Annotated in this window: 17 protein-coding genes and 1 tRNA gene; 8 read left to right on the top strand and 10 right to left on the bottom strand. The window is 70.2% G+C overall.

The window, feature by feature from the left end:
- Window positions 1-24: 24 nt before the first annotated feature.
- Window positions 25-852 carry a patatin-like phospholipase family protein gene (locus KZ829_RS36810; protein ID WP_220148453.1) on the top strand — a complete coding sequence of 276 codons (828 nt, stop codon included), beginning with the start codon at window positions 25-27 and terminating at the stop codon, window positions 850-852.
- 30 nt (window positions 853-882) lie between these two features.
- Here the strand turns inward: KZ829_RS36810 and KZ829_RS36805 are convergent, their stop codons facing one another.
- The gene (locus KZ829_RS36805; RefSeq protein WP_220148452.1) at window positions 883-1,551 is read right to left on the bottom strand and encodes a maleylpyruvate isomerase family mycothiol-dependent enzyme; all 669 of its coding nucleotides are present in this window, start codon (window positions 1,549-1,551) and stop codon (window positions 883-885) included.
- A 124-nt stretch (window positions 1,552-1,675) separates the two neighbouring features.
- Between KZ829_RS36805 and KZ829_RS36800 the strand changes: the two genes are divergently transcribed.
- Window positions 1,676-1,758: transfer RNA gene (locus tag KZ829_RS36800), tRNA-Leu, on the top strand.
- Between the two features lie 81 nt (window positions 1,759-1,839).
- Here the strand turns inward: KZ829_RS36800 and KZ829_RS36795 are convergent.
- The 3 genes from KZ829_RS36795 to KZ829_RS36785 all read right to left on the bottom strand — a co-directional run bounded on the left by KZ829_RS36795 (window position 1,840) and on the right by KZ829_RS36785 (window position 4,760).
- Window positions 1,840-3,144, bottom strand: a complete 1,305-nt coding sequence (locus KZ829_RS36795; protein ID WP_220148451.1) for a recombinase family protein — start codon at window positions 3,142-3,144, stop codon at window positions 1,840-1,842.
- A gap of 489 nt (window positions 3,145-3,633) precedes the next feature.
- Window positions 3,634-3,906, bottom strand: a complete 273-nt coding sequence (locus KZ829_RS36790; RefSeq protein ID WP_220148450.1) for a hypothetical protein — start codon at window positions 3,904-3,906, stop codon at window positions 3,634-3,636.
- Window positions 3,903-4,760: an SMI1/KNR4 family protein gene (locus KZ829_RS36785; RefSeq protein WP_220148449.1), complete on the bottom strand. Its 858-nt coding sequence runs from the start codon at window positions 4,758-4,760 to the stop codon at window positions 3,903-3,905. The genes KZ829_RS36790 and KZ829_RS36785 overlap by 4 nt, the downstream gene beginning before the upstream one ends.
- Window positions 4,761-5,036: 276 nt before the next feature.
- On the opposite strand from KZ829_RS36785, the gene KZ829_RS36780 reads away from it, so the two are divergent.
- The 4 genes from KZ829_RS36780 (at window position 5,037) to KZ829_RS36765 (ending at window position 8,921) form a co-directional block, all read left to right on the top strand.
- Window positions 5,037-5,192 carry a hypothetical protein gene (locus KZ829_RS36780; RefSeq protein WP_220148448.1) on the top strand — a complete coding sequence of 52 codons (156 nt, stop codon included), beginning with the start codon at window positions 5,037-5,039 and terminating at the stop codon, window positions 5,190-5,192.
- Window positions 5,193-5,250: 58 nt separating this feature from the next.
- Window positions 5,251-6,357: a ThiF family adenylyltransferase gene (locus KZ829_RS36775; RefSeq protein WP_220148447.1), complete on the top strand. Its 1,107-nt coding sequence runs from the start codon at window positions 5,251-5,253 to the stop codon at window positions 6,355-6,357.
- Between the two features lie 41 nt (window positions 6,358-6,398).
- Window positions 6,399-7,604 carry a M50 family metallopeptidase gene (locus KZ829_RS36770; RefSeq protein WP_220148446.1) on the top strand — a complete coding sequence of 402 codons (1,206 nt, stop codon included), beginning with the start codon at window positions 6,399-6,401 and terminating at the stop codon, window positions 7,602-7,604.
- Window positions 7,605-7,745: 141 nt separating this feature from the next.
- A complete protein-coding gene (locus KZ829_RS36765) occupies window positions 7,746-8,921 on the top strand; it encodes an alpha/beta hydrolase (RefSeq protein WP_220148445.1) in 1,176 nt (391 codons plus the stop codon).
- A 73-nt stretch (window positions 8,922-8,994) separates the two neighbouring features.
- Here the strand turns inward: KZ829_RS36765 and KZ829_RS44960 are convergent, their stop codons facing one another.
- The 6 genes from KZ829_RS44960 to recC form a co-directional block, all read right to left on the bottom strand.
- Window positions 8,995-9,255, bottom strand: coding sequence for a hypothetical protein (locus tag KZ829_RS44960; RefSeq protein ID WP_372453990.1), 261 nt, complete (start codon window positions 9,253-9,255; stop codon window positions 8,995-8,997).
- A gap of 35 nt (window positions 9,256-9,290) precedes the next feature.
- Window positions 9,291-9,431 (bottom strand): hypothetical protein, encoded by a 141-nt coding sequence (locus tag KZ829_RS36755; protein ID WP_220148443.1) that lies wholly within the window; start codon window positions 9,429-9,431, stop codon window positions 9,291-9,293.
- Between the two features lie 2,187 nt (window positions 9,432-11,618).
- Window positions 11,619-13,769, bottom strand: a complete 2,151-nt coding sequence (locus KZ829_RS44955) for a PGN_0703 family putative restriction endonuclease (protein ID WP_372453986.1) — start codon at window positions 13,767-13,769, stop codon at window positions 11,619-11,621.
- Window positions 13,770-13,821: 52 nt separating this feature from the next.
- Complete coding sequence (gene recD, locus KZ829_RS36745) at window positions 13,822-15,690, bottom strand: exodeoxyribonuclease V subunit alpha (RefSeq protein ID WP_220148441.1); 1,869 nt, start codon at window positions 15,688-15,690, stop codon at window positions 13,822-13,824.
- A complete protein-coding gene (locus KZ829_RS36740) occupies window positions 15,687-19,019 on the bottom strand; it encodes a UvrD-helicase domain-containing protein (RefSeq protein ID WP_220148440.1) in 3,333 nt (1,110 codons plus the stop codon). The genes recD and KZ829_RS36740 overlap by 4 nt, the downstream gene beginning before the upstream one ends.
- Complete coding sequence (gene recC / locus KZ829_RS36735; RefSeq protein ID WP_220148439.1) at window positions 19,016-22,339, bottom strand: exodeoxyribonuclease V subunit gamma; 3,324 nt, start codon at window positions 22,337-22,339, stop codon at window positions 19,016-19,018. Before recC ends, KZ829_RS36740 begins: the two co-directional genes overlap by 4 nt.
- A 252-nt stretch (window positions 22,340-22,591) precedes the next feature.
- On the opposite strand from recC, the gene KZ829_RS36730 reads away from it, so the two are divergent.
- Both KZ829_RS36730 and KZ829_RS36725 read left to right on the top strand, forming a co-directional pair.
- Window positions 22,592-23,251 carry a TY-Chap2 family putative peptide chaperone gene (locus tag KZ829_RS36730; protein ID WP_220148438.1) on the top strand — a complete coding sequence of 220 codons (660 nt, stop codon included), beginning with the start codon at window positions 22,592-22,594 and terminating at the stop codon, window positions 23,249-23,251.
- The gene (locus KZ829_RS36725; RefSeq protein ID WP_220148437.1) at window positions 23,248-25,758 is read left to right on the top strand and encodes a hypothetical protein; all 2,511 of its coding nucleotides are present in this window, start codon (window positions 23,248-23,250) and stop codon (window positions 25,756-25,758) included. The genes KZ829_RS36730 and KZ829_RS36725 overlap by 4 nt, the downstream gene beginning before the upstream one ends.
- The last annotated feature ends 10 nt before the right edge of the window (window positions 25,759-25,768 follow it).

Below are 25,768 nucleotides of genomic sequence, written 5' to 3'. Positions count from 1 at the left end.
CGGCGTGTCGTTACCGTTCGGTAGGTGACGAAGGCTCTTGTTCTCGGCGGCGGTGGCGTGACCGGCATCGCCTGGCATCTCGGCGTCCTCTGCGGCCTCCAGCGGGCGGGCGTCCCGCTCGGCGACGCCGACACCATCATCGGTACGTCCGCGGGTTCGGTCGTCGGCGCGATCCTCGCCGCGGGCACCGACCTGGAGGCGGCGGTCACCGTCCAACAGCAGGAACAGGAGCGTACGGGCGGAGGCGGTCGCGGCCGGGACACCGGCGCCGCGATGGCCGCCATGGCGGTGCTGGCCGATCCGTCGGTGCCGCCACGGGAGGCGCGCACCCGGGTGGGTCAGTTCGCGCTGGCCGCTTCCACGCTCGACGAGCAGGCGTACCTGGCCCGGATGGAGCCGCTGCTGCCGGTGCAGGAGTGGCCCGACCGTGACCTGCGGGTCCTGGTGGTGGACACGGCCGACGGTGAGGATGTGCTGTTGGGGGCGGCGTCCGGCGTACCCCTGGTGAAAGCGATCTCGGCGAGTTGCGCCGTGCCCGGCCTGATGCCGCCGGTGACCATCGACGGACGCCGGTTCATGGATGGCGGCGTGCGGTTCGGCGCGGGCGCCGACCTGGCCGCCGGCGCCGAACGGCTCGTGGTGATCGCGCCGCTGGCATGGCTGGGCCGGGACCGGATCGTCGCCGAGATGGCCGCGTCCGGCGCGACGAAGACGCTGCTCATCGAGCCGGATGCGGCCGCGCTGGAGGCGTTCGGCCGCGACTTCATGGACCCGGCGGCCCGGCCGGCGTCGGCGCGCGCCGGCCTGCGGCAGGGCGCGGACCTCGCCGAGGCGGTCCGCGCCGTCTGGTGACAATCGGTCAGCGCGTCTTCTGAAAAGCGGTCAGGGGACGAGGGGGCCGGTCAGCGCCGCGCGGGCGGCCGCCTCGTCACCGGTGACCGTTTCCCACGGCAGCGGGCGGCGGTTCCACAGCGCCAGCATCAGCTCCTGCGCCGTACCGGTCAGGGTGGCGACCGGCTCCCCCGGCCCGAGCACCCACGATGCGCCGAGATCGGTGGCGGTGAACCGGACGGCCGCTTGCGGTTCGACGGCGAGTCCGCGTTTGATCATCCGCGGGACGAACACCTCGATGACCTCGGCGATGCCGTCGCCGCACAGCTCCGGCCCGAGTTCGCCGGGCCGGCCGAGCGCGTGTTCGGCGTCCCAGCGGTGCACGAGCGTCTCGAGGCAGCGGCGGCGTCGCCAGAAGGCGACGGTCCGCGGCGGGGCGAAGGTCCAGGCCTCCGCGGCGGGGTCACGCTCGAGCGCTTTTTCGAGGGTACGGGCGGTGCCCGCGAACCATTCGCCCAGATCCTCCGGCGGCGGTACCGGCTGGTAGTCGCCGCGCAGCTCGATGATGGCGGTGGCGGCCCACAGGTTGCCCTGCCCGAGGTGAACGGTGAGGTCACGCAGCGTCCAGTCGCCGCAGTGCTCCACCGGCGCGGTCAGGTCCCCGTCGAGGCAGGCCTGGTAGGCGGCGAACTCGTCGTGCAGCAGGGCGAGGTAGTCCATCGGGCCTTCCGCGGGGTGAGAGTGAGACCCACTCGATGTCGTCGATCTCTCCGATGTCACGCACGTACGGTACCCACCCCCGATCAACACCTTGTGCCGGCGGGTTGTTATGTTGTTCAGGCAGGTCCGGGTGGCGGAATGGCAGACGCGCTAGCTTGAGGTGCTAGTGCCCGCAAGGGCGTGGGGGTTCAAGTCCCCCTTCGGACACGTTAAACCCCATATCGATCATCGCGCTCACCGCAAGATCGAATGGGGTTTCGTGCTACCTGGCCTTTCTCGAACTCCCGGCTATTCCGAAACAGTGATCGCATCGCCGGCCTCTGCTCGACCGGACACCGTCGACGCAGCACCGGAGGTCTCCCGCTCCCCCGATGGTGACTTGATCTTCGCGTTTCCAATGCTGGCCGGCTGCTCGGCATCGGTGACAGGATGGTCTTCGGGCTCGCCGGCGGCCTCCTCGATCACCGGATTGTCGTGGCCGCAGACGACCACCATGTCCCGCGCCCTCAGATAGGCCGCGACGTCGCCGGCATCCACCAGGTCGGCCAGTTCCGGGTTGGCCGCGATCAGATCCTCAACGAGGCGGGCTTCGGACCGGTACACCCAGCGCGGCGCACCCTCCGGGGTCGGTTGGGCGCTGGTGTGCCCATGCCGGCAGCGATACCCGGCCCGCCCGTTCACCCAGTGCCCCGACATCCGTCGCCCGCAGACCACGCAGATCAGCAGGCCGGTCAGCGCGTACCGGCGCTGCTGGCCGTCCTCCGGCACCGCTCGGGCGGTGATCTCCTGGACCGTGGTGAAGTCCTCGTCACTCACCAACGCCGAGTGGGTGCGGTCGGGGCAGATCACCCAGTCCGCACGGGGATTCCACACCCGGACCGGGCCGAGACTGCTCCGCCGATCCCCCGGTACCGCTTCGCGGTGATCGGTGAACTGCCTGTTCCACACCTGCCGACCCGTGTACCGCGGGTTAGCCAGAATCGCCGCCACCGTCCGCAACGTCCACACCGTGCCCTCACGATGCGGATTCCGGACATGGTCGTAGACACCCGGTGACGGCACCCGCCGCTCGTTCAACACCCGCGCGATCCCCGCCGTACTCCAGCCCTCGAGACGCCGGGCGAAGATCCACCGCACATGCTCCGCCGCCACCGGATCCACGACCAGGCGATGCTGGCGCCGGCCCCAACTCGCCTGCACCGTGCTCGGATGCGGCCCGGCATCCACCAACCGGTAGCCGTACGGCGGGCGACCACCCGGATGACGGCCCTGCTCCCGCACCTGCGCCGTCATCGCCGCCCGCACCCGGAACCGCGTCCGCAACACCTCCCGCTGCGACTGATGACCCAACATCATCAACAACGCCCGATGATCGGCGCTTTCGAGGTCTACCAGACCTTCCGCCTCGGGCATCCAAACCTCGACCCCGAAGGCCTTCAGTTGCGAAATCCGCCCGTAGAACGCGAACCGCAAACCACCGGCGGCAAGCGGTCGACCGCGACCACGAATCCGCGGTACAGGCGGGTCGCTGCGCTGCCAAGCATCGAAGACATCCGGCGGCGCGGTAGCAGATAAAGGCAGGGGTATCGGCATCACAGATCACCTCACGCAGAGACGAACCAGCCACTAACCCATCAATAGGTGGCACAACGACCCACTGTCGTCGCCCAATAGAGACAGGTCATCCCCACGACGCTCACCGAAAGCCGCCGACCGCTCCCACGTGGTGGTCCCGAACCAGCCCCGCCCAGTCCCCATCGCTGCGGTTCCTCCGTGGGCAAGTTCCCGTGGCCGCTCAAGCACCGCTTGTTTCCGGCAGGTTGATCGAGCGCCCCGGACATAATCTTTGGGCACCAGCAAGATCGACCAATCTCGAATGCACTGCTTGTCGATGAGCAAGATCGGCACCTTGATCCGGCACCAACGCCTACGAAATCGCCAAGATGGGCAACTTGAATCGGCGCCAGCCGTGCGAGCGAGTCACGTAGTCGATGGCAAACCGCACGCGAGGCAGGCGAAGGCTGGCGTCGCCCGCAACGCGGCCTTCGGTATCGCGCACATGATCATGGCGCGCCGGGCCGCTCAGTGATCATGACCTCTCGGAGTGGTGGCGATCCAGGCGGCCCGCTGCGGGGTTACCAGCGGGCTCAGCTCCGGATCGGCGAGCAGCGTCAACGGCGCGATGCACAGTGGGTCGTCGCTGTGCCACCGTGGCACCGCTGCGGCCACTACCGACCAGGCGGCCTCGGTCTCGCCTCGGCGCACGAGTTCGCGGGCCTGTTCAAGTGCCGCGGTGAACTCGGATGATTCTTGCCCTGCCGGCGCGTCACCGATCTCACCGAGCGCTTCCGTCACCAACCGCTGGGCCCACGCACCGGACTCGCGCCGCAGGAACAGCGGTACAAGCTCGGCGCGCACTCGTCCGCACCGACCGCTTCGACCACATGCGGGTGCCCAAGTACATCGTTTCGGATCCTGTGATGCGCCGCCTGGGGCTGCAGGAACGCCGCTATCACGACAGCGAGGTACTGCCCCGCTCCCGAGCCCTTGCGGGCTGCCGACTCGAACCGCTCGGCCGCACCCCCAACGTCGCCGCGCAGTGCCATCCGCCGCCCCTCGGCAACAAGCTCAGCCGCACCGGCCGGCTCGACTGGCCGCCCGTCGCGGGCGTTGAGCTCCTCGAACGACTCCCGCTCGGCGGCGACCAGATCGGCGAACGAATCGAAACGATCACCCAAACCCGGATACCACGACGCCCAGACGTACGCCGCCCACTCCCCGTCATCGCTGACGTCCGCGGGATCAAGGAGCCAGTAGCACGCGTCCGCATCGGCGGACACCAATAACGCCCGGGCCATCAGCTCGTCGTCCTCGTCACCCGCATCGCACAGTTCGGGCTCAATGTCCCGCAGCCATCCGACGTCGGCCGTCGTCCGCATCGTCCAAACGAACGGTCCCATCTCAAGCCACCCGTCAGAGGCTTCCAAGAAGGCACGGTACCCCGGCGGAAGTGTCACCCCGAGCCGCTCCTCGACGGCGGCGAGCGCATCCTGGCCAGCGCCGGCGAACCCGAGCCACCCAAAGGCCCGCCGTCCGTCTCCCAGCTCGTGAAGCCGAACGGCGTCGGCGACACGGAGGAGATCCGCGCTGTATCCGGCGAGGTAGACCCGCCACTGCTCGGCCGTGTGGGGCCGCCCACTCAAAGCCACGCCCTACCTTAAGGTCACTCCGCAGGACTGATTCCGAGCCAAGCGTTCCCAGCTCGCTCAGCGTCGCGCGGCGCGGGCCGAAGCGCCACTGCCAGAACCCCAAGAACGATTACAAAGTACCGCTGGACGGTCAGAACTCATGCAGGTAAGTGTTCGTGCAAGAATCCGCCGAGTCGGTCACGTCGGTAGACGGTCAGATGGACGAGTCGGAAGACTTTCCGCCCTGCCGGGGCAACTCGCGACCGGCAGCCCGGGCAGCGGGAGCGAGCCGACACCATGATCGACGAGGCGATCACCGAACTGACTGACCGGCTCGGCTCGGCACCGGTGGCCTGCGCGGTGATCGCGGACCTCGTCCTGGCAACCGGCGCGGTTCATACAACAGAAGACATCGACGTTCATCGTGCCTTGTGTCACATGTCGATTGCTTGACGCAGATCACCCACACTTGGAACGCTCGGTCACGAAACGAGCACGGGGGGTGTTCTGAATGGCTTCGGTGGAGTGGCGTCCGCGCATCAAGCCGGAGCACGGTCTCTACCGGATGCCTGACGGCCGGGTACGTATCGGCGGTGCGGTATACGGGGTGGCTGCGGAGGTCGATGATCCGGACGGCCTGGTGTGGGCGATGCTTTCAGCGGCCGACGGAACCCGGTCGGTAGAGGACATCGCCGCCCACGTCACGGCAACGTTCGAGCATGAAGAACCCGCCACGGTCATCGCATCGGTGCAGCGATTCATAGACGCCGGTTACCTCGACAACACCGCCGCCGAACCACCTGGTCGAATCACCCCTCGCGACCAGCAGCGGTACGACCGTGGCCGGCAGTTCTACAGATGGCTGGATCTTCGCCGCCGGGACAATTCCTGGGAGCCGCAACTGCGGTTGAAGCAGGCCCGAGTGACCATTCTGGGCCTCGGCGGCACGGGTGGCACAGCGGCTCTGGCGCTCGCCGGGTCAGGGATCGGGCGGATCCACTGCGTCGATGGCGACACCGTCGAATTGTCGAACCTCAACCGGCAGTCGCAGTTCGACGAGGCCGACATCGGCAGGCCGAAGGCCGAGGCCACCGCGAGCAGGCTGCGGCGGCTCAACTCCGACATTGAGGTCACCAGCGCGACCTTGACCATCACTCAGCCGGCACAGTTGCCGCAGCTCACCAGAGACTGTGATGTCTTTCTGCTCTGTGCGGACCAGCCGGGCGAGATCCGGGCCTGGGTGAACGAAGCGTGCCTGGACACCGGCACCCCATGGGTCGACGCCGGCTATCACGGACCAGCCGTGCGGGCGTCGCTTTACACCCCCGGCCACGGCCCGTGTTACGAATGCGAATGGCGACACGAACACGACAGGCACCGCGACACCCTTCCGGAACGTCCGTACTCGACGTCTCGTGGTAGCGCGGCGGCCGTGACAGCCGTCTCGGCGGGCCTGTCCGGGCACCTTGCCGCACACCTGACAGTCGCCTTGATCACGGGCGTACCCGCTGTCGAGCCCGGGCGGCCGATCGGGATCAACCTGGCCGTCCAGGAAGCTCATGACATCCCGCCATACGGCAAACATCCCCGGTGCCCGGCATGCGGAGGCAGGCCGTGACCCCCACGCCGACATCCCGTATCCGACTGCACCCCCTGCACATGCGGGCCGAACACCACGGTGACGTGTGCGAGTGGGTGATCGGCCGATCTGACACGGGTGAGTTCATCGCCGTCCCGCCGGTCGCCGCCGACACGATCACGCTGCTGCGTGACGGACTCACCGTAGAGGAGACCCGCCGCCGCATCCTCCTCGATCACCAGGCCGACGTGGACGTCGCGTCCTTCGCCAGCGACCTGGTCGAACTCGGGTTCGTCGCTGCCGTCGACGGTGTGGCCGTTCCCGGGCACGAGCCACCGCGCTCGACCCTGCCACGGATGCGGGCACAACACGTCCGATGGCTCGTCAGCGTTCCGTTCCTGACCGTCGCGGCGCTGCTCGTAGTCGCTGCCGGAGTCGCTACCGCAGTCCGCCCGCAGGTGCTGCCCAGCTATCACGACCTGTTGTGGAGTGACCACACCACACTCGTGATCGTCGGAAACGTGATCATTGCTTGGCTGATCGTCGGCGTCCACGAGTTCGGCCACCTTGCAACCGCACGGGCCTACGGAGTCGGCGGCAGAGTCGGGTTCGCCACCCGGCTGCAGTTCCTCTGCGCGCAAACCGACGTCAGCGGAATCTGGGGCGCTCCGCGGCGGGCCCGCATCATCGTCTATCTGTCCGGCATCGGGGTGAACCTGATCATCGCGGCGACCGCGACTCTGGTCCGTCTGCCCGCGGCGCCCGGAACACTTACCGACCGAGTGGCCGCCACCGTGTCGATCATCTCGCTGCTGGCGCTACCGCCGCAGTTGCTGATGTTCATGCGTACTGACCTCTACTTCGCGTTGCAGGACCTGACCGGCTGCCGAAACCTGTACGCCGACGGGTCCGCTTACCTGCGCTACCTGGCCCACCCGCGGCGCCGTTCACGGCACGATCCGACCCGCGTACTACCTGCTCATGAACGGACCGCGGTGCGCCTCTACTCAATCGCGCTCGCCATGGGGACCGCGGTCTGTCTCGCCGTCGCCCTAACCATCACACTGCCCTTCGCCGTGACCGTCGCGTCCCGGACGGTCAACGCGTTCACCGCTGGCAATAGCGCAACGGTCATGATCGATGCCGTGGTGACCTCGGCGATCATCGGGACGTACTGGACCGTGTGGGGTTTCGTCTGGTGGCGGCGGCACGGCGGCCGGGTCCGCCGGTTCTTCCTGCGGACAGCCCCGGCGGAGGAATTCGAGTCGACACCTGTGAGGAGGTGAACGGTATGGAGAAGATCGTCATCCGCAAGCTCGACAAGATCGAGACCACCGGCGGCATCAGTAACCCCAGCGGCAACTGACCATCGAGAATGGCGGCCGATCATCAGGTCGGCCGCCATCCGGAACCGAAAGACGCCCGTCATGCTGAGTCCCCGGATCGCCGCTCTTCTCGAAGACTCCACACCGGAAGCCGTCGACCGTTTCTGGGCCGAGATCACGGTGACCGGAACGCCGCTGGTCGAACCGTACGACGAGGGCCGGAACCTGGTCACCTTCCTCTGGCGGGGAGAGGCGACCGCCATCCGTGCGTGGTTCAACATCGACGTCCCGCTGACCCGTGTGCCCGGCACGGATCTCTGGCACGGCTCGGCGGTGTACCCGTCCGATCTGCGGACCATCTACTGCCTGGTACACGACGACACCGAGCGGGTGCCGCACCTGCCGACCACATCCGGTCCCACCCTGATCGATCCCGGCAACCCGAAGATCTTCCATCTGCCCGCGGATCCCGCGGATCCCACCGACTGCGATGCCTGGGCGTCGATCCTCGAACTGCCGGACGCCCCACCCGCGATGTGGACCAGCCCACGACCGGGCACTCCGGCCGGCCTTCTCCACACGGACACCTTCACCAGCACCGTACGGGGCACCGACGTACGGGTGACTGCATATCTGCCTCCCGGCGCCGACCCCGCCGGCTTGCCGGTCATCGTCGTCTTCGACGGCTATGCCGGCCAGACGATGATGCGCATACCGGCCATCCTGGACAACCTGATCTCCGCCGGGCGAATCGCACCGACGGCGGCGCTGTTCGTCCACGGCTGCGACGAGAACCGCAACAAAGACCTGACTCCCGGCAGGCCGATCGAGCAGCTCGTCGTCGACGAACTGCTGCCCTGGGCTCGCGACACCTGGAAAATCGGCTCGCCCGGTGGCGGCAACGTGGTCGCCGGCATGTCCCGTGGCGGCCTGATCGCCGCGTTTCTCGCCCTGCGCCGCCCGGACCTGTTCCGGGCTGCGATCGCCCACTCGGGCAGCTTCTGGTGGCCGTCACCCGACGCCGGCGAACCCGGCCATCTTATCCGCGACGTCGCCCACGCGACCCCCGCCGACGTACGGTTCTACCTCGACGTCGGACTCCTGGAGACCATGCAGGGCCCGGACGGCGCACCATCACAACTGGCCGCATGCCGCAGCATGCGCACCGCACTGCTGGACCGGGGGTTCCCGCTCACCTACCGCGAGTTCACCGGCGGCCACGACTACGTGAACTGGCAGCACAACTTCGCCGACGCGATCCTGGCCACCTGCACCTGAGCTTGGACTCGGACACGTTAACCCCCACCAGAGTCATCCGTTCGAGTGATGATTGTGGTGGGGGTTACCTGTTTTACCTGGTCAACCGGTTCCACGTCGAGCGTGTCCGGCCGCAGACAACGACGAGCCGACAGGCCCGAAGGTGATCGAGCAGTTCATTCGTATCCGCCAGGAACGGCAACCCGCCAGCGTAACTCAGCCGATACCGTAGTCCGTCGATGATTCGCAGTTCGGCCCAGTACAGGTTCCGTACACGCGGCGCGACGGACCGGGCGCTGCTGTAGTCGTGCCGGCAGCGATACCCGGGGCGACCGTTCGCCCAATGCGCGTCCATCCGCCTGCCGCACACCGCGCAGATCACCAGCCCGGTCAACAGATACCGGCGGACGCCTTGGTCCTCGGCGTGGGAATCGCGGTGACCTGTTGCACGGCCAGGAAGCCGGCCTCACCGACCAGAGCCGGATGCGCCGGCCGCTCGGAGATCACCCAGTCACTACGCGGATTCCACATCCGGGACACTCCCAGACTGGTGGCCTGTCGCTGGGGATCGTCTCGTGGTGATCGGTACGCTGCCGGATCCTCTTGCTCATCCTACCGGGTCAGGGCCAATCCTCTGCGTACGCTGCATCGGCGATCCGGATCGACAGCTCCGGGTTCAGCTTCGCCAGAGCGAGCATGGGAACCTGCCACGGCCCGACCGTGAAGGCCTCAGCCAGCAGGCGGGATCCCCGTGGGAGACCGGTGACGACGGCGAGATCCGCCAATGTCCGCGCCCTCTGGAACAGACTTTTGATGGTTCGGGCGATCTGCACGGCCCGCTCGACATCACCTGCGGCCACCGCAGCCCCAACCAGGTCGGTCATCGTCCGCTCCCCCGGGTCCGCGTTGGTGACCGCCGGGGCGATCCGCGCGGCCCGCCGGGGGTCGCCGGCAGCGGCCCCGGCTTCGGCGACGGTGGCCAGCGCCCCCGCCCGCAGATCGGGGTGAGCGATGGACCTGGCGATCTGCGCGGCATGTTCGTGGTCGCCTACCTCGGCAATCACGTCGACCACCTCGGCCAGCGCCCACGCTTGATCGTCCGGGTCAACGACGGTACGGGCAGCCTGTACGGCGTCGCCGGCGATCGCCCGAGCCCGGTCGAGATCGCCTGCCCCGCCCAGCGCCCGGACCAGGGCCGTCAACGCCGACGTCCGCCAATCCGGGTCGGTGATTGACCGGGCCACCTGCGCGGCATCGCCGGCCATCACCCGAGCCCGGTCGAGATCGCCTGCCGCGCCCACCGCCCGGACCAGCGCGGTCAACGCCCATGTCCGCCGGTGCGGGTCGACAACGGATCGGGCGATCTGCTCGGCATCGCCGGCGATGGTCCGGGCCCGGTCGTTGTCCCCCGCGGCAGCCACCGTCGAGGCCACAGCGGTCAGAGCCGATGCCCGCCTGTCCGGGTCCACGATGGATCGAGCGCTCTGTTCGACGTCGTCGGCCACTGCCCCGGCCTGCTCGTACTCACCTGCCGCGCCCGGGGCCTCCGCCGGGCCGTCCGATTCAGCGACGGACCGGGCGGTCTGCCTTTCGCCGTCCGCTGCGGCCAGCGCCCTGGCCAGTAAGGCCGGCACTGATGCCTGCTGGTCCGCGACGGTGATGGATCGGGCGATCTGCTCGGCGTCGCCGACCAGCATCCGGGCCTGCTCGTGGTCACCTGCCGCAGCCACCGCCTCGGCGAGCAAGGCCAGCGCCTGGAACCGCCGGTACGGGTCTCGGATGGACCGGGCGAGGGCACCCGCCCGAACAGGCTGGTTCAGCGTCGCCCAGACCGCCGGCAGCGCGATGGGAAGGTTCGCGGTTCGGGCACGGGTGGTGAGATCGGTGCGGCGCATCGACAGACGCGCCATGCCCAGCAGATCGGGCTGATCGCTGGAGAGGGCGAGTTCTTGCGCTGCGAGAATCTCGGCGAGCGCGGCGACGTCCCCGCCGGGGTGGTCCAGCATCCGGTCGTGCCGGGTGGAATCGGTGGCCAGGGCGGTCAGCCGGGCGACATCGCGGGTCTCCTGCAGCATGCGCGGGTAGCCGAACAGAAGGTATCGCGGTGTGGTGTCCGGCCAGCCTCGGCTTCGGTACCGCTCGGCCCAGGCGTGCAGCCGGTCGCGACAGCCGTCGAGGGCGGCGCCCAGCCGTTGGACGGCGGTCTCGCGCAAGGTCTCGTGGGTGAACAGGTGCCGCCGGTGCGCCCGGGCGGTGACGGTGCCCTTGACCAGCGTTCCGAGTCGGCCGGTCACCTGGTCGGGCCCGATGCCGGTCAGGTCCTCGAACTCCTCGCAGGTCAAGCCGTCACCGCAGGCGGTGATCAGGCCCAGCACATCGCGGTGTTCCTGGTCCCCGTGCAGCAACTCGTCCAGCTCGAGGGGCGCCGTAGCCGCGATTTCACCCGCGTACGGGGATGGGGACAACTCACGGACCCGGCAGCGGCGTAGCGGATGGCCGGCGGGCACGTCGATCGGCAGTCGGTGATCGGGGCGGCCGGTCACCACCACACGGAGAACGTCACCTGGGGCCTCCGGTAGCAGCGACGCGATGCTGGGCGGCCCTGATCCGGGTTGCCCGTCACGATCCTCGTCGAGGCCGTCTACGAGCAGCACCAGCTTGCGCCCCTGGCCGCCGGTCTTCTCGGCCGCGGCGTTGAACAGCAGCGACAGCTGAGTGTCACGCGGGATCGGCGTCGTCACCCCCGGCGTGCTGTCCCCGACGATCGCGGTGAGCTGATCGATGAGGGCGTCGGTGAACGCCGCGCTGCCGGATTGGGCGGCCAGCCGTGTGGTGCGGAAGAACGCGACGACCTCGACCTCGGGTGGGGGGTCGAGCAGGAACGTGGCCATCAGCGCGGAGGGAGCAGCCTGCCACCACAGGTACGCCTCGTCTCCGGCGCAACCAGGAGGCCAGCTCGGCCAGCTCGCTGCCACGATCCTTCAGCCCACCGGCCGGAGCGAGGTCGCGAACCTGTTCCAGATAGCCCGACCGGATCCACCACGGCGGCGTTCGCCTGTGCGGGTGTGGATGCGTCAGCGCTTCGTCGGCGACCGGCATGCTTCGGGCCTCCCTCAGATCGATCAATTGTTTCCCGGCTCGGTCATCGGAGGAGTCCGCTCGCTGCCGGGCCGGTTCGAGGTGACGGCGTCGCACCAGGTCGGCCTCGGGGTGGGTGGTGACCTCGAGGACTGTCTCCGCCGGGAGCCGCCCGAGCGTCACCCCGGGCACCCCGTCGAGAACCTCGCACGCCTCGGCCCACCTCCGCCAGATCGACCGGTAGCCGGCCGGCGCGCACAGGGCGACCACCGCATGTGTGACCTCACCGCTCTGCCGCATCGCCGCGGCCACGGCGACGTTGCGCATCTGCTGGTTGCCGCCCCGGAACGGACATCCACCGTCCGGGGTCGTGGTGGAGCCACGTCCCGGCAGGTCCAGTACCTGGGCGTAGCGGCGGGGCGGATGGTCGGGGTCGCGGCGACGCAGCTGGAAACAGGCGGCCGGTTCCCCACCGAACGGTGCGGCGACGCGGCACACGTGGCGGCGGTCGTTCTCCGGGTCCTGGTAGGCGCTGCACCCGCCGAAGTCGGGCTCGGTCAGCTTCACCTCGACCAGTCCGGCGACCGGTTCCCCGGCCGCGGTGACACCACGCAGCAGCACGTCGACCTGGGTCAGGTGCGGGCTGGCGGCGCTCGCCTCGGACAGCCGGTCGGCGGGATCGGTGTACTCCAGCAGCGGCGGCTCGGCACGCTGCACCGGCAGCCCGAGAACGGCGAACAGCTCCCGGGTCGCGTCACCGCCGAGGGGGCCGAACAGGTTGATCGCGAACGCTTGCGAGGACACGAGACGCAGCACCCCGTGATGCAGTAGCCCGAGGTCACGGAGCCGCTCGTAGACAGGCCTGGCCCGAGGATGGATGGCCTTGTCCGCCGAGGCCCAGGCGACGCCACGGGTCAGCGCCGAGGGTGGCGCGGCCGCCCGTTGAGCCGTTGCCAGCCGAACCGGCCACCGGGGCGGGGCAGGACGCTGCCGCGGGGCCGCCCACGACGGAAGCCGCCACCAGTCTCCCACCGCGATCTCCGGCGACCCGTCCGCCGGAAGGCGGACGATCCGCCAGCACACCGCGACCCCGTCAAGGGCCTCCAACAGCGCGGGAGCGTACGGGCTCATCGCCGGCTCGCCGCCCGCCTGCGCGATCGTCAGCCGGACCCGGCAGTCCTCGCGGAGATCTGCGAGGGTCGCCCGGGCCGACCGCTCCCCGGCCGCCCACAGCCAGGCGTCGAGGGCCCGCAACACCAGCGCGTCGTCCTCGGGCGCCGCCGTGGCTACCACGTGGAGGTCACCAGCGGTGTCGGCGCCGAGCAGCACGGCTCCGGGACCGGCGGTGGGCACGCAGCAGGTCAGGCCGAGATGTACGCCCGTCTCCGCCGCACGGCGCCGCTGGTCCTCCGGCGCGAGGCCGGTGGCGCCGATGTGTGGCGGCGTCGCGGCCGCGCGGAGAACCTCGGTACGAGCCGGTGGCGGTGCAGGGGTCGCCTGCTCCGCGGTGTAGCCGGACACCCGGACCTTCGGTTGCAGGAACGCAGCACGGCTGCGCACAAGCCACGCGTGGGCGTCCGGCACGACCAGGTGCAGGTCACGGTCACCGGCATGAGCCAGGCCGTGCGCCATCACCGTCGTCATCGTCTCGGGCGAGGCGTTCCGTTCGACTACCACACCCAGCGTGTCGTCGGCGGCGAGGAACACCGCTCCGGGCGGGAGCGGCCACGACGTCCGGAAGGGTCCCTCCGGCAGCCCGGCGATCCGGGCGAGCTCGGCGGCCGTCTGCACAACTCATTCTCACGCCATACGGACGCCTGCCGTGTGCGTTCGCGGACACCGCTCACGCGGGGCCGCCGATCGCGGTCGTGAGGGTGTGCCGCAAGCCGCTGGCGCGGGTGATGGGCCGCTGCACCGCGGCCCGGACGGCGTCTTCGGTGCCGAGAATCCGGACGTGGGAGCGGGCCCGGGTGATCGCGGTATAGAGCAATTCCCTGGTCAGCAAGGGTGATTCGGCCGGGGGCAGGATCAGCGACACCCGATGGAATTGGCTGCCCTGGCCGCGGTGGATGGTCATGGCGTACACGGTCTGCACGTCGGAGAGCCGAGACGGTGGAACGAGCACGGGGGCTCCGCCGCGGGCGAACGCCGCCCGGACGCCCCCGCCGTCTCGCACCACGACACCGGTGTCGCCGTTGTACAGGCCGAGGTCGTAGTCGTTGGCGGTGACGATCAGGGGGCGGCCGGGATACCACTCGCTGTCCTCCTCGGAGGGCCGCGGGTCGGTGGCGAGCCAGGTCTCGATCTCGGTGGTCCAGCGGCTGACGCCGTACGGGCCGCGGCGATGAGCGCACAGCAACCGATGGGTGTCCAGGCCGTACAGTGCGGCGTCGACGTCGCCGCGCCGGGCCGCGTCCGTCAGGACCCGCGAGGTGGACAGGATGTCGGCGCGCAGGCCGTCGAGGCCGGTGGGGCGGCGGTCGGCGAGGGTGCCGGTATCGACGAACTCGATGCCGTCGGGTGCGCGGCGCAGCACGTCGATGACCTGATCGGCGTCGCCGGCGCGGATGTGGCGGGCGAGTTCGGCGATGGCGCCGCCGAAGCGCCAGGTGCGGTCGAGGACGACGACGCCGTTGATGGTGGGTTCCGCACCGGCTGGTACGGCGCCGACCTCGCGCAGGTGGCTTTCGAGCCGAAGGTCGGGTGTTCCGTGGGCGTGGACGAGGTCGCCGAGGACGGCGCCGGCTTCGACGGAGGCGAGTTGGTCGGGGTCGCCGACCAGAATGAGTCGGGCGTCGGGGCGTACGGCTTCGAGTAGCCGGGCCATCAGGGTGAGCGGGACCATGGAGGTTTCGTCGACGACCACGACGTCGTAGGGCAGCCGGTTGGTGCGGTCGTGCCGGAACCCGGTGCGTGTGCCGGGTCGCCGGCCCAGCAGCCGGTGCAGGGTCGAGGCGTGCAGGTCGGTGATGCCGGCGCGGTCGGCGTCGGTCAGTGTCGCCGTCACCTGTTGGACGGCCTCCTGGAGCCGGGCGGCCGCTTTGCCGGTGGGTGCGGCGAGCGCGATACGCGGCGGATCGCCCGGCTGGTCGTGGAGGACGGCCAGCAGGCGGGCGATGGTGGTGGTCTTGCCGGTGCCGGGGCCGCCGGCCAGGACGGACACCGCCCGCAGCGCGCTGACCGCGGCGGCGTGGCGTTGCCGGTCGGCGTCGGGAAACAGCCGGTCGAGCGATGACCGTAGGCGTGGCAGGTCGACGGGTGGATCGGTGGCCGCGCGTTGCCGCAGCTCCCGCCGGATCCGGTCTTCTTCGTGCCAGTACCGGTCGAGGTAGAGCAGGTCGTTTGCCAGGCGCAGCGGGCGGCCCGGCGGAGCGTCGGTTCCGCGGGCGACCAGCGGGCTGTGGTCGCAGGCGGCACGCCACTGTTCCGGTTGCGGCCACGGTAGTGCGGTGATGTCGACCGGGTCTTCGCCGTCGGCGGCGGCGGTGTCGCCGACCGTGTTCAGGTCGATGCAGACGGAGCCGAGGCGTAGGGCCCGTACGGTGAGCGCGAGAGCGAGTTGGACAGGTTCGGACTCGTCGCCACCGAGCCGGGTGATGCGGTGGGCGGTGTGGACGTCGGCGAGGTTGAGTACGCCGGCTTCGTTGAAGGTGTGCAGGATTCCGGTGACCCCGTGGGCCACCCGCAACTCCGCCATGGCCGGCGCGGTCACGGTGTGTTCCCGTCGAGCAGGGCGGAGAGTTCCTCGACCAGGGCGGCGGGTGGTCGCCACGAGAACACGCCGCACGGGGTGCCGTCGACGACCGGTGTGTCGGGTCCGCACATGCCGCGCAGGAAGAGATAGAGCACACCGGCGAGCTGCTGGTGAGGTTGGTAGCCGGGCTGCCGCCAACGCAGGTAGCGGTGCAGAGCGACGGCGTACAGCAGGGCTTGCAGGGGGTAGTGCGCGGCGGTCATCGCCCGGGTCAGGGCGGCGGGCCGGTAGTGGGTGGTGGTCAGTGGCGCCGGGCCGGTCGGTCCGACGTCGCCGAGCCAGTTCGTCTTGTAGTCCACGACCAGGTATCCGGTTCCGTCGTCCGTCGGTACGCGCAGGACGGCGTCGATGCTGCCGGCGAGGTAGCCGCGGAGCCGCTGGCCGCCGAGGTCCGGTGTTTGCAGCAGGGCCGGGTAGCCGGTCAGCGGGTCGCCCGGGTGGAGGTGCCGGCCGATCAGCCGGCCGACGGTGGCGAGGGTGACCGGTGCCGTGGTGCGGGGCCGGTCGCCGCCGTCGAGGGGTAGTTCGAAGTCGAGTTCGGTGAGCCGGTCGGCGGGGGCGATGTCGGCCAGGCAGCGGTGGCCGGCGAGTGGTCCGAGCGGGGTGCGCAGGGCCGGTTGCAGGGCGGCGGCGAGGACGTCCGGTTCGACACGGGCGGGCTGGCGGACGAGCTGCTGCGTGGCGCGGTCGGTGAGTTCGGCGAGCAGGTCGGTGGCGGTGGGGTCGGTGGTTTCGAGAACGGCGTGCACGAGGGTGCCGAAGGCTGCGCCGGAGGGCAGGTCGGCCATCGGTGACGGGACTCCGGCCGGTGCCGGGGGTTCGGTCGTCGCCGGGACGGCGGGGATGGCCTCGTCGTCATGGTGGGGGTGTTCCGGTTCGCTGTGGACCGTGGGCGTGTCGTGGGCGGCGGCGGTCAGGCGGGAGTACGAGGTGCGCTGCCAGGTGGTGTCCAGGTGCCGGGCGAACGTGGCGGCGGCCAGTGCCGGGGTGGGTGCCGCGGGCGGGGCCCATCGGGCGGGTGGGACGGGGATGACCTGTTCCACGGTGATGTGCGGGCAGGTCAGCTGGTGGAGCCGGGTGAGCGCGGCGGTGTCGTCGGGTACGGCGCAGTCGGCCGGTGGGCTGGCGCCGGGGATGGTCGGGGAGAACAGCAGCCGGTGCAGGGCCGAGGCGCGGGTGTTGAGGGTGGGTGCCCACCAGGTGACGACCTGGGATTTGGCGCGAGTCATGGCGACGTACAGCAGTCGAAGGTCTTCGCCGGCGTCCTCGTCTCGGTGGCGACGGCAGCTGTCGGCGAATCCGGGGCCGTCGGGGCCGCCGACGTCGCGCACCCGGGTTCCGGTGGCGTCGTGCAGCAACGGTACGGCGGGATCGGCGACATATCGGTCCCAGCCGAACGGGACGTACACCACCGGGAACTCCAGGCCTTTGCTGACGTGGACGGTGAGGATCTGCACGGCGTCGGCGTCGGACTCCAGCCGGCGGCTGCGTTCGACGCTGATGTCGCGGTCCGCGTCGTCGATGCGCCGGCGCAGCCACTCCACGATCGCGGCCGGCCCGAGCCGTCCGTCGACCGCGGCGGTGTGCAGCGCCAGCCCGATGTGGCGCAGGTCGGTGAGGTCACGTTCGCCGGATCGCCGGCCGAGTAGCCGGGCCGCCAGGCCGGCTTCCATGATGGCCTCCAGCAGGGCGGCGACGCCGCGCTGCGCCAGCAGTACGGCCCATCGGCGCAGGGTGGTGCGCAGTTCGTCGAGGTCGGTTTCGGCGGCTTCGGCGAGCTGTTGTGCGCTCCAGCCGACGATGACGGTGAGGGCGGCCGCGGCGACCCGGGTGGCGCGGTGGGGTTGTTCCAGGGCTTCCAGCAGCGCCAGCCAGTCCCGGGCAGCGGGGGTGGCGAACACGCTGGTGGCGCCGGTGAGCACGGCTGGGACGCCGGCGTCGGCCAGGGCTTCGCGAACCTGTACGCCTTGCCGGTTGGTACGGACCAGCACCGCCACGTCACCCGGGCCGATGCGCTGTTCGGCGAGCCGGGCCGGGCTGCTCAGCAGCGCCGCGATGTCACGGGCCACGTCGGTGGCGACCGTGGTGCGGGCGTCGGCGGCCGGGATGAGTCCCGCTTTGCCCAGCCGGTGCCCGTCGCGGGACACCACCCGGATCCGCAGTGGGGTGTCCACCGGTGCGTCGTACAGCCGCCGGTCGCGGTGCGCCGCACCGACCGGGTGGACGGTGATGCGGGTGTCGCCGAGGGCGGCGCCGCCGAAGACGGTGTCGAGGGCGGTGAGCAGCGGCTGGTCGCTGCGCCAGTTGACCGCGAGGGTGGCGTGGGAGGTGGCGGTGCCAGCCGCGGACAGGTAGCTGACCACGTCGGCGCCGCGGAAGGCGTAGATCGCCTGCTTCGGGTCGCCGATGAGCACCAGGGTGGTGTGGCCGTGGAAAGCGGTACGCAGAATGTTCCACTGGACGTCGTCGGTGTCCTGGAACTCGTCGACCAGCACCACCGCGTACCGGTCCCGCAGGCGCCGGCAGGCGGCCGGGCCGTTTCCCGGATCGGTCAGGGCGGCATCGAGGCCGGTGAGCATGTCGTCGTAGCCGTAGAGCCGGCGTACGCGTTTGCGGCGGGTCACCTCGGTGCGGACCGCGTGCGCGAAACGGTAGCGGGCCTGCGCCGCGCTGCCGGATTCCGCGTCGGCGGGCGTCAGCCGGGCCTGACCGTCGTGGACGACATCCCGGGCGATGGTCAGCGCGTCGGTTCGGGTGAAATGCGGCATGGGGGCGCCCGGGGCGGCGTACTTGCGCAGGTAGAGGTCGTCAACAACTTCGGTGACCAGATCGTCGAGGTCGTCGACGAAGATCGCGCCCGGGTCGCTGTCGGCGGCCACCCCGAGGCCGGCGCGCATCTGCTGGCAGAACTGGTGGGTGGTCGCGATGGTGGCGGCGTCGAAGTCGGCGACCGCGGTCGCGAGCCGTCGCCTGCGGTGGGCGGCCTCGGTGTCGTCGACGTCGGCGATGCGGGCCAGGACAGCGTCGTGCGAGGCGCGGGCCTGTCGCGGGTCGGCCAGACCGGCCTCGGCGCTGACCAGGCGTTCCCGGACCCGTTCGCGCAGTTCCGCGGTCGCGGCCCGGCCGAAGGTGACCAGCATCAGCCGGGCCAGGTCCGTGCCTTCCGCGACGTAACGGGCGGCGAGCGCGGCGATGGTGAACGTTTTTCCGGTGCCGGCGCTGGCCTCGAGCACGGTCGTGCCGCCGGGCAGCGGGCCGCAGACGTCGAAGGCGGTCGCCGTGGTCATGGCCGGTCCACCGTCTCGGCGGCCAGCAGCGGCGACCACAACCGGTCCGCCAGCGCACCGAAGTACGTCGACTCGCCGCCGGTGGCGGGTTCGGTGAGTAACGCCTCCAGCGGTGCACCCGGACCCCAGACCAGGGCGTGGGCGGGGTCGTCGCCTTCACCGGGCCGGGACCATTCGATGCGGGCTTTGGCGAGCGCGTCGTCGACGCTGCCGCCACGGGCGCGGGCTTGGACGTACGCATGGGAGGTTTTCAGGACGGTCGGCAGCGGCCGGCGCAGACCCTCGTCGCCGATCGTGACCAGGTCGGACAGCACGGTCGTGGCGGTGGCCGGGTCGACCGGCCCGAGGGTGGAGCGGGCCGGCCCGCGGAAGCCGCGCCCGATGGTCACCGCACGCCAGCCGCGGTCGGGCCGGCCTGCGGTCAGGGCGAGCAGGTTGACCCAGGCCCGCAGGCGGTGTTTCGGCCCCAGGTTGGAGTAGCCGACGACGGTGATCGTGTCCTCGTGCACACCGCCGACCGTGCCCGCGACGCTGCGGCCGCCGGGCACCGGGACCGCCACATCGACGGTCCGCGGGTCCCCGGCGAGGTACGGCTGCGCCGCACTGACCAGCGGCTCGACCTCGTCGGCGACCTTCGCCAGCAGTTGTTTACCCAGGGTCCCGGGCGGGACCTCGCCGCGCCGCCATTCCGCCTGCACGCACCGGTCGGAGTCGGCGCCGTCGAGCCGGGCCCGCAGCAGCCGGTCACCGACGGCCCATTTCTGTAGCCCGTCCAGTTCGACGGGGAGCCCGTCGAGGGGGTCCTCGTCGTCGGTGAAGAACGTGATAGCCAAACGCTGGCGCAGGAACGCCCGGACCGGTTGCTCCAGCAGCCGCAGCAGATCCGCCAGCGGCACCACGCCGTCACCGCCGGCCGGGGGTAGCGGACCGGGCAGGAACGGCGGCGGCGGCGCCTGCGGACCGGCGGCCGCCACGGCACCGGCCAGCGCCGCACGGTCGTGACTGAACGGTCCCTGGCCGCCCAGAGCTCCCGGGATGAAGTTGCGTGCGGCGAACGGCTGCAACGGTTGCCGGACCAGGACCTGCTCCCGCGCGGCCGTGCCGTCCGCGCGGCGGACCGTACGGTCGATCGTTTCGAGCAGTTCACCCAGCGGCACCGCGGGCGGACGGCGGGCGTTGGTCCGCTCGTCCGCGCCGGTGTAGAGGACCACCAGCCGATCGGTGGCGGCCATCAGCGCGTCGAGCAGCAGTTGCCGGTCCTCCCCGCGGACGTCGCGTTCACCGACCCGGGGCACCCGGGCGAGCACATCGTCGCCGTCGGTTCCGGGTGTCCGGGGAAACACCCCGTCGTCGAGGCCGAGGACGCAGACCACCCGGTGCGGCACCGACCGCATCGGCACCATCGTGCACATCGTCAGATCGCCGGTACGGAAGTTGGCCCGGGTCGGATGGCCGCCCAGCCGGGCCCGCAGCAACGACCGGACGTCGGTCGGTGACAGCAGCGCCGTACCCGCATGCCCGTCCGCCTCGGCCGCGACGTCGGCGAGTTCCGCACGCAGTTGTCCGGCTTGCCAGGCGTCAGCGTCCGGAACCTCGGTGAGCGCGTCGACGCCCGTGCCGACGGCGTCCAGCCACTCCCCCAGCGGCCGTTCGCCGGTGAACCCGGCCAGGGTCGCGGTGAGCCGGTCGAGCAGCTCGGCCAGTCGGCCGACCAGGTCCAGGTCGGCGGAGTCGACGTCGTCGAGCGGCAGGGCGGTGCCGAGCCAGCACAGGTCCTGTTCGGACATCGCCACGCCCAGGGTGATCCGGTCGAGGCCGGCGGCCCAGGTGTTGGGCCGGATCGCGCCGAGCTGGAACCGGGCCCGATGGTCGCTGTCGAGGCCCCAGCGGACCCCGGCGTGCACCACCAGGTCGCGCATGCGTTCCAGGTCGTCGTCGGCGAGCCGGAACCGGCGGCGTACCGGCGGCGCCGCCGCGAAGTCCAGCACCTGCGCCGCCGTCAGCCGGGACTCGGCCAGTTCCAGCAGTTCAGCGGCCACGGCAAGCAGCGGATTGACGCGGTCGAGGGCCCGGTCGGCGAGCCGGACCCGTAGCCGGTGACCCGGATGGGTGGAATCCTCGCCGCCGAGGCCGAACGATGCCGAGATCAGCGGCGCGAACGTCTCGATGTCCGGGCACATCACGAGCACGTCGCGCGGTTCCAGACCGGGATCGTCGGCGAGCAGGCCCAGAATCACCTCACGGAGGACCTCGACCTGCCGGGTGGCGCCGTGGCAGGCGTGGACCTGGACACTGTGGTCCGCCGGATCCAGCAGGGTGGGTTCCGCCGGTGTCTCGTCACGGGCCACCGCCGCCTGAATCCGGCCGAGCAGCGTGCCCGGCCGGGCAAGTGGCTCGTCCGCATGTTCGGCTCCCTGCGCGCCGCCGGCCGCGAGGGTGAGTTGCAGTTCCCGGGCGTCGCGGCCGAGCGAGGCCAGCAGGGGGTGCCGTGGCAGGTCCCGGGTCGGGTCGGTGGCCCGCGCCGACGGGTGCGTCGCAGCGGCATGCGGGCGTACGCGATCCCACAGCGCCGGCGAAGGGTGCGACAGCCACAGGTGGACGTCGCGCCGCTCGGCCAGTGCGGCGAGCACGGCGATGTGTGTCGCGGGCAGGCGGGTTGGACCGAATATGGACAGCCGGGGCGGGAGTGAGCAGGTCTCCGGGTGTTCCCGTAGCGACTGGCACACCTGTGGGAGCCGTTCGGCCGGGCTGGGCACGGGCTGGCGTTGGTGCAACCGCCGCCACAGTTCGGCCTGCCAGCGCAGGTCGGGCGGGAGCAGCCCGCCGACGCCGTCCGAGTCCTCGCCAGTTGTCCAGCGGGCGAGCATGTCCGGGCGCTGCTGGCCGTAGGAGTCGAACAGGTCGGCGATGTGCCGGGCGGTGACGTAGCGGCGTCCGCGTTTGATCGGGTCGGCGTCGTGTACCCCGAGGTAGGCGCCCAGGGCGGCGCACCAGGGCTCCGGGGCGCACTCGTCGATGAGGTCCAGCAACGCCCACACCAGCCGGTGGGGTTGCCACGGGTCCGCCCGGCGGTCCTGCGTGCCGGCGGCCTCCTCGACGAGCGCCGGCACCGGCGGGAACACGACGTTCGCGCAGATGCCCGCGACGGCGCGGCCGGCGCCCAGGTGGTGCGACAGGCGCTGGGCCAGCCAGCGTTCCACGCCCTTCGACGGGACGCTGACCACCTCGGCGGCGAACGGATCCGGCAGCGGGTCTCGCAGCAGGTCGGCCAAGCCGTCGGCCAGCCGGTCCGCACGCTCCGCCCGGTGCACATGCAGCACGTCAGCCCCCACGGCAGGGTTCAGGCAAGCAGCCATCGCGACGGATCGAACGCGTCATCGAAATCGGACGAGATGCGCGACCGTTTGATCGCGGGGTGAAGGGCTCTTTCGTCAGGTCGCCCTCTCGCATCTCCGCCGACCATATCCCAGACGTGCGCTCGGAACGCCCGAAACCCTCAACCTCGGACGGGCATCATCGGTATGCGCGGTGTTCGGCCGACAACGTGTTCGGAATGGGAATACGCTGCCCGTATGCATGCCGATCGCGCAGTGAGCATGCAACGCTGGGCGTTGGCCACCCTCCTGGTCAGACGCCACCCCGACCACTCACTGATAGAAATAAAGGAACACACATACCTGACACTGGTCAAAGAACCGAAGCAGATTCTTCACATCAGCAGGAGCGGCCACGTCTTCGCAATTGATCCAGCGGGACGTTGCCCGGCTACGTTGCAGGAGCTGTTCACCGGGGACTACGAGCGCGGGTTGACCGATCTGGAGCATGCCATCGGTCTCGACACCCCGAAACACACCCCGACCTCCACGCCGGCTGTACTTACGTTTCGGACGATCGCGCAACTGATGGCAATCGTTTCCACCGACAAACGTTCGTGGGACGTCCGCAGCGTCTGGTTCGACTGCCACGAAGGAGGATCCGCCCAAGAGAAGTACCTGATGCCTTTCCCCGTCGCCGCCCAGCGGGCAAAAGAGACCCGGCGCGACGATTATCACCAGATCTCGTATCTCCGCTACTGGGTGGTGCTTCGAGTGGACAAGCCGGTAGCGGTCCTGGACACGGACGGTTTCGTCTACGTCGGTGATCAGGTCCTTTCGCTGCCCGAGATCTACAGCGCCCATTCGCGAAAGCTGACACCGACTGTCGCGGCATCGCTGGGAACCGTTCTGCCGTGAGCGACATCTTCTGGGCGCGGCGCACCGAGGACGCCGGCGGCGTGATCCCCTACATGAGCGAACTGCCCGCCGTCGATCGTTGGCGGCTGCTGCGGCTGACGCAGGAGCTGACGGATCGCTGGTACCCGCGCATCGGTCTCGTCGCCCAGCCGGAACCCACCGAGCCCACCGGCAGCGATCTCGACGCATTCGCACTGGTTTCGGTCGACTGCTGGCAGGATCCGCGCGCCTTCGGCGTCCTCAGCGACCGCATCGAGCTGCGGCCCGGCCGGACCGATGCTCCCTGGGCCGGGCTGGCACACGGTATGAACCTCATGTACCCCGAAGCCGTTGACTGGACGGCGTGGGTTCATCGGGTGGAGGACACCCTGGGGTTGGGCAAGCTTGTCGGCGAGAGCGGACATGAGCACTGCCCACACTCGCAAGGTTGGGCGGCCCTGCCGCTGATGTGGCAGGTCGGTATCCAGCTTCGGACCGCGGGAAGCGACCCGGCCGACGCCGCTCGCAGCCTGTCGATCATGACCTTCGCCGACGTCCTCGATCACGTCCCGGAGCTGAAGAACGTGCCCGAGGAGGAGGAGCAGGAAGGCCGGTGGGTCGCTCTGCGGACGGGGCAGGGCTGGTGCATGTTGAGCCCGACGGGCTGGGCGTACCCCAGCGGAAATTTCCTCGATCTGGGGTTACTGCATCGAACCGGCGCCGGCGCCGGCGAGCTGGCGGCCGCGGTCGAGGACCGCCTGGCCCGGGAGGATCTGACAGACAAAGCGCAGCGCTGGAAACGTTTGGCGCGTCTGTGCACCCGGGCGAACCAGCCGATCGCCAGGATGATGCCACCCGTCGAATTGCCCGACGAAATCATGACCTTCGCCAGCGATGACGAGCTGGTCGTCGCCGTGGACCTGGACGCGAGCCAGAGCACCGCCGACAAATCGCTCGCCTATGGGCTGGGCCTGGCGGGCAACCGTGACCTCACCGTGTTGCTTCCGCTGGGACAGCACACCACCACCCTGCGGCGTGCGGCCTTTCTCGACGTCGGTGTACGGGTCTGGGTCCATGACGGAAATCGGGTCGCACCGATGCCTGTCCCGGCCCGGGAGGAAGTTCTGACCGCTCTGCGCGGTCAAGCCTGGTCACCGGCCAGGCCCGGCAACGTCTGGGGAGTCCTGCTCCCGGAGGAGGAGATGCTGGCTGCCGCGTTCGGTCAGACGGACCCGAACCTGCCACCACCCACATTCGAGTTGATCTCACGTCTGGCAGACGAGGAGATCGAGGCCGTTCCCCTGGCCCGCCACGGTTCCGTCGTCAAGGCCGTCTACCCGATCCGCGCGCGGAACCCAGCCTCGATCATGGACTGTCTCGATCGGATGATGTGGGTCAGTGCCATCAGTGATGAGCTCTCGGCCGGTCCCGTCTGTCACCAGTTGTTCGCCGACATGGTGGACGGGAAACCGGTGCTGCAACCCCTGCACCCAGCTCAGATCGAAGCGATCGACATCGACGCCGTCAGCCTGGCCGGGGCGCGTCTCGACGATGCCGGGAAGCCCTGCCGGGCCCCGGTCGGCATCCGGCCGGAGGTCTTCGCCCCAACGACGCCGCCCCGGCCGGAGCCGCCACGAACGAGCCGATCGCGCTGGCGGCAAGTCGCCGTCCACGCGGTTCAGACGGGCGGTCTCCCCTTCCGATGGCCGGATTTTCGCCAGGCGTGCCTGCCCCAGGCGTGGGAGGCCTACCTCGCCACCAAAAAGCGGGGCGGACTCGCAACCGACATCGACGACACCAAATGCGCTCAGCTGTTCGCCATGAACCTCTTCGCCCCCGTCGGAGCCGCCGGCGCCGCCCGAGTCTGCAAAATGCTGGCCGTGCCGGTGCACCGAGCGGAGGAACCCGTCTTCGGCTACCTCGATGACGACCACGGCTTCGACCCGATTCGGGTGGACGTGTTGCTCACCGGCACCACCGCCGACGGACAGCGATCCGCGGCCCTGATCATGGTCAAGCTCACCGAGGAGGAATTCAGCGCCTGCCCCGGCTACCTCGACCCCGCGAACGTACGCCGGGACACCTGCCACACCAACGCCCCGTTCGGCGGCAACCCCGATGCCTGCCACCTGCTCCGCCGCCGCGGCGGCGAACAACCGCTCCCCTATCCGTCTCTGATCACCGCGATGCCGGGCCCCTCGATGGAACGCACCGGCTGGTGGACCCCGGATGGCGGCTGCCCCATCCGGCGGCTCGGTGAACCCGTACGCCTGCTCGCCCTCGCGGAGACGTTACGCAGCCGGCGCCGCTACCAACACGTCGCCGTCGCCCTGTGCGCACCCGCCTTCGAGAAGAGCATCCAGCACCGGATGGCCGAAGCCACGGCGATGTTCCGCTCCGCCGGCGGCATCTCATTGTCGTTCCTTCCCGTCGAGGTGATCCTCTCCGCGACCGGGCACCCGAACGCGGACGAGCTGCGCAAGCGCTACGGCATCGGCAACGCCGAACGGGTCGCCGCACCTCGCTGACGATTCCCGT

The sequence above is a fragment of the Actinoplanes hulinensis genome (assembly GCF_019429605.1).
GTDB lineage: Bacteria > Actinomycetota > Actinomycetes > Mycobacteriales > Micromonosporaceae > Actinoplanes > Actinoplanes campanulatus.
The sequence above is the reverse complement of the archived record's forward strand: the minus strand, read 5'-3'. Positions and strand labels throughout refer to the sequence as shown.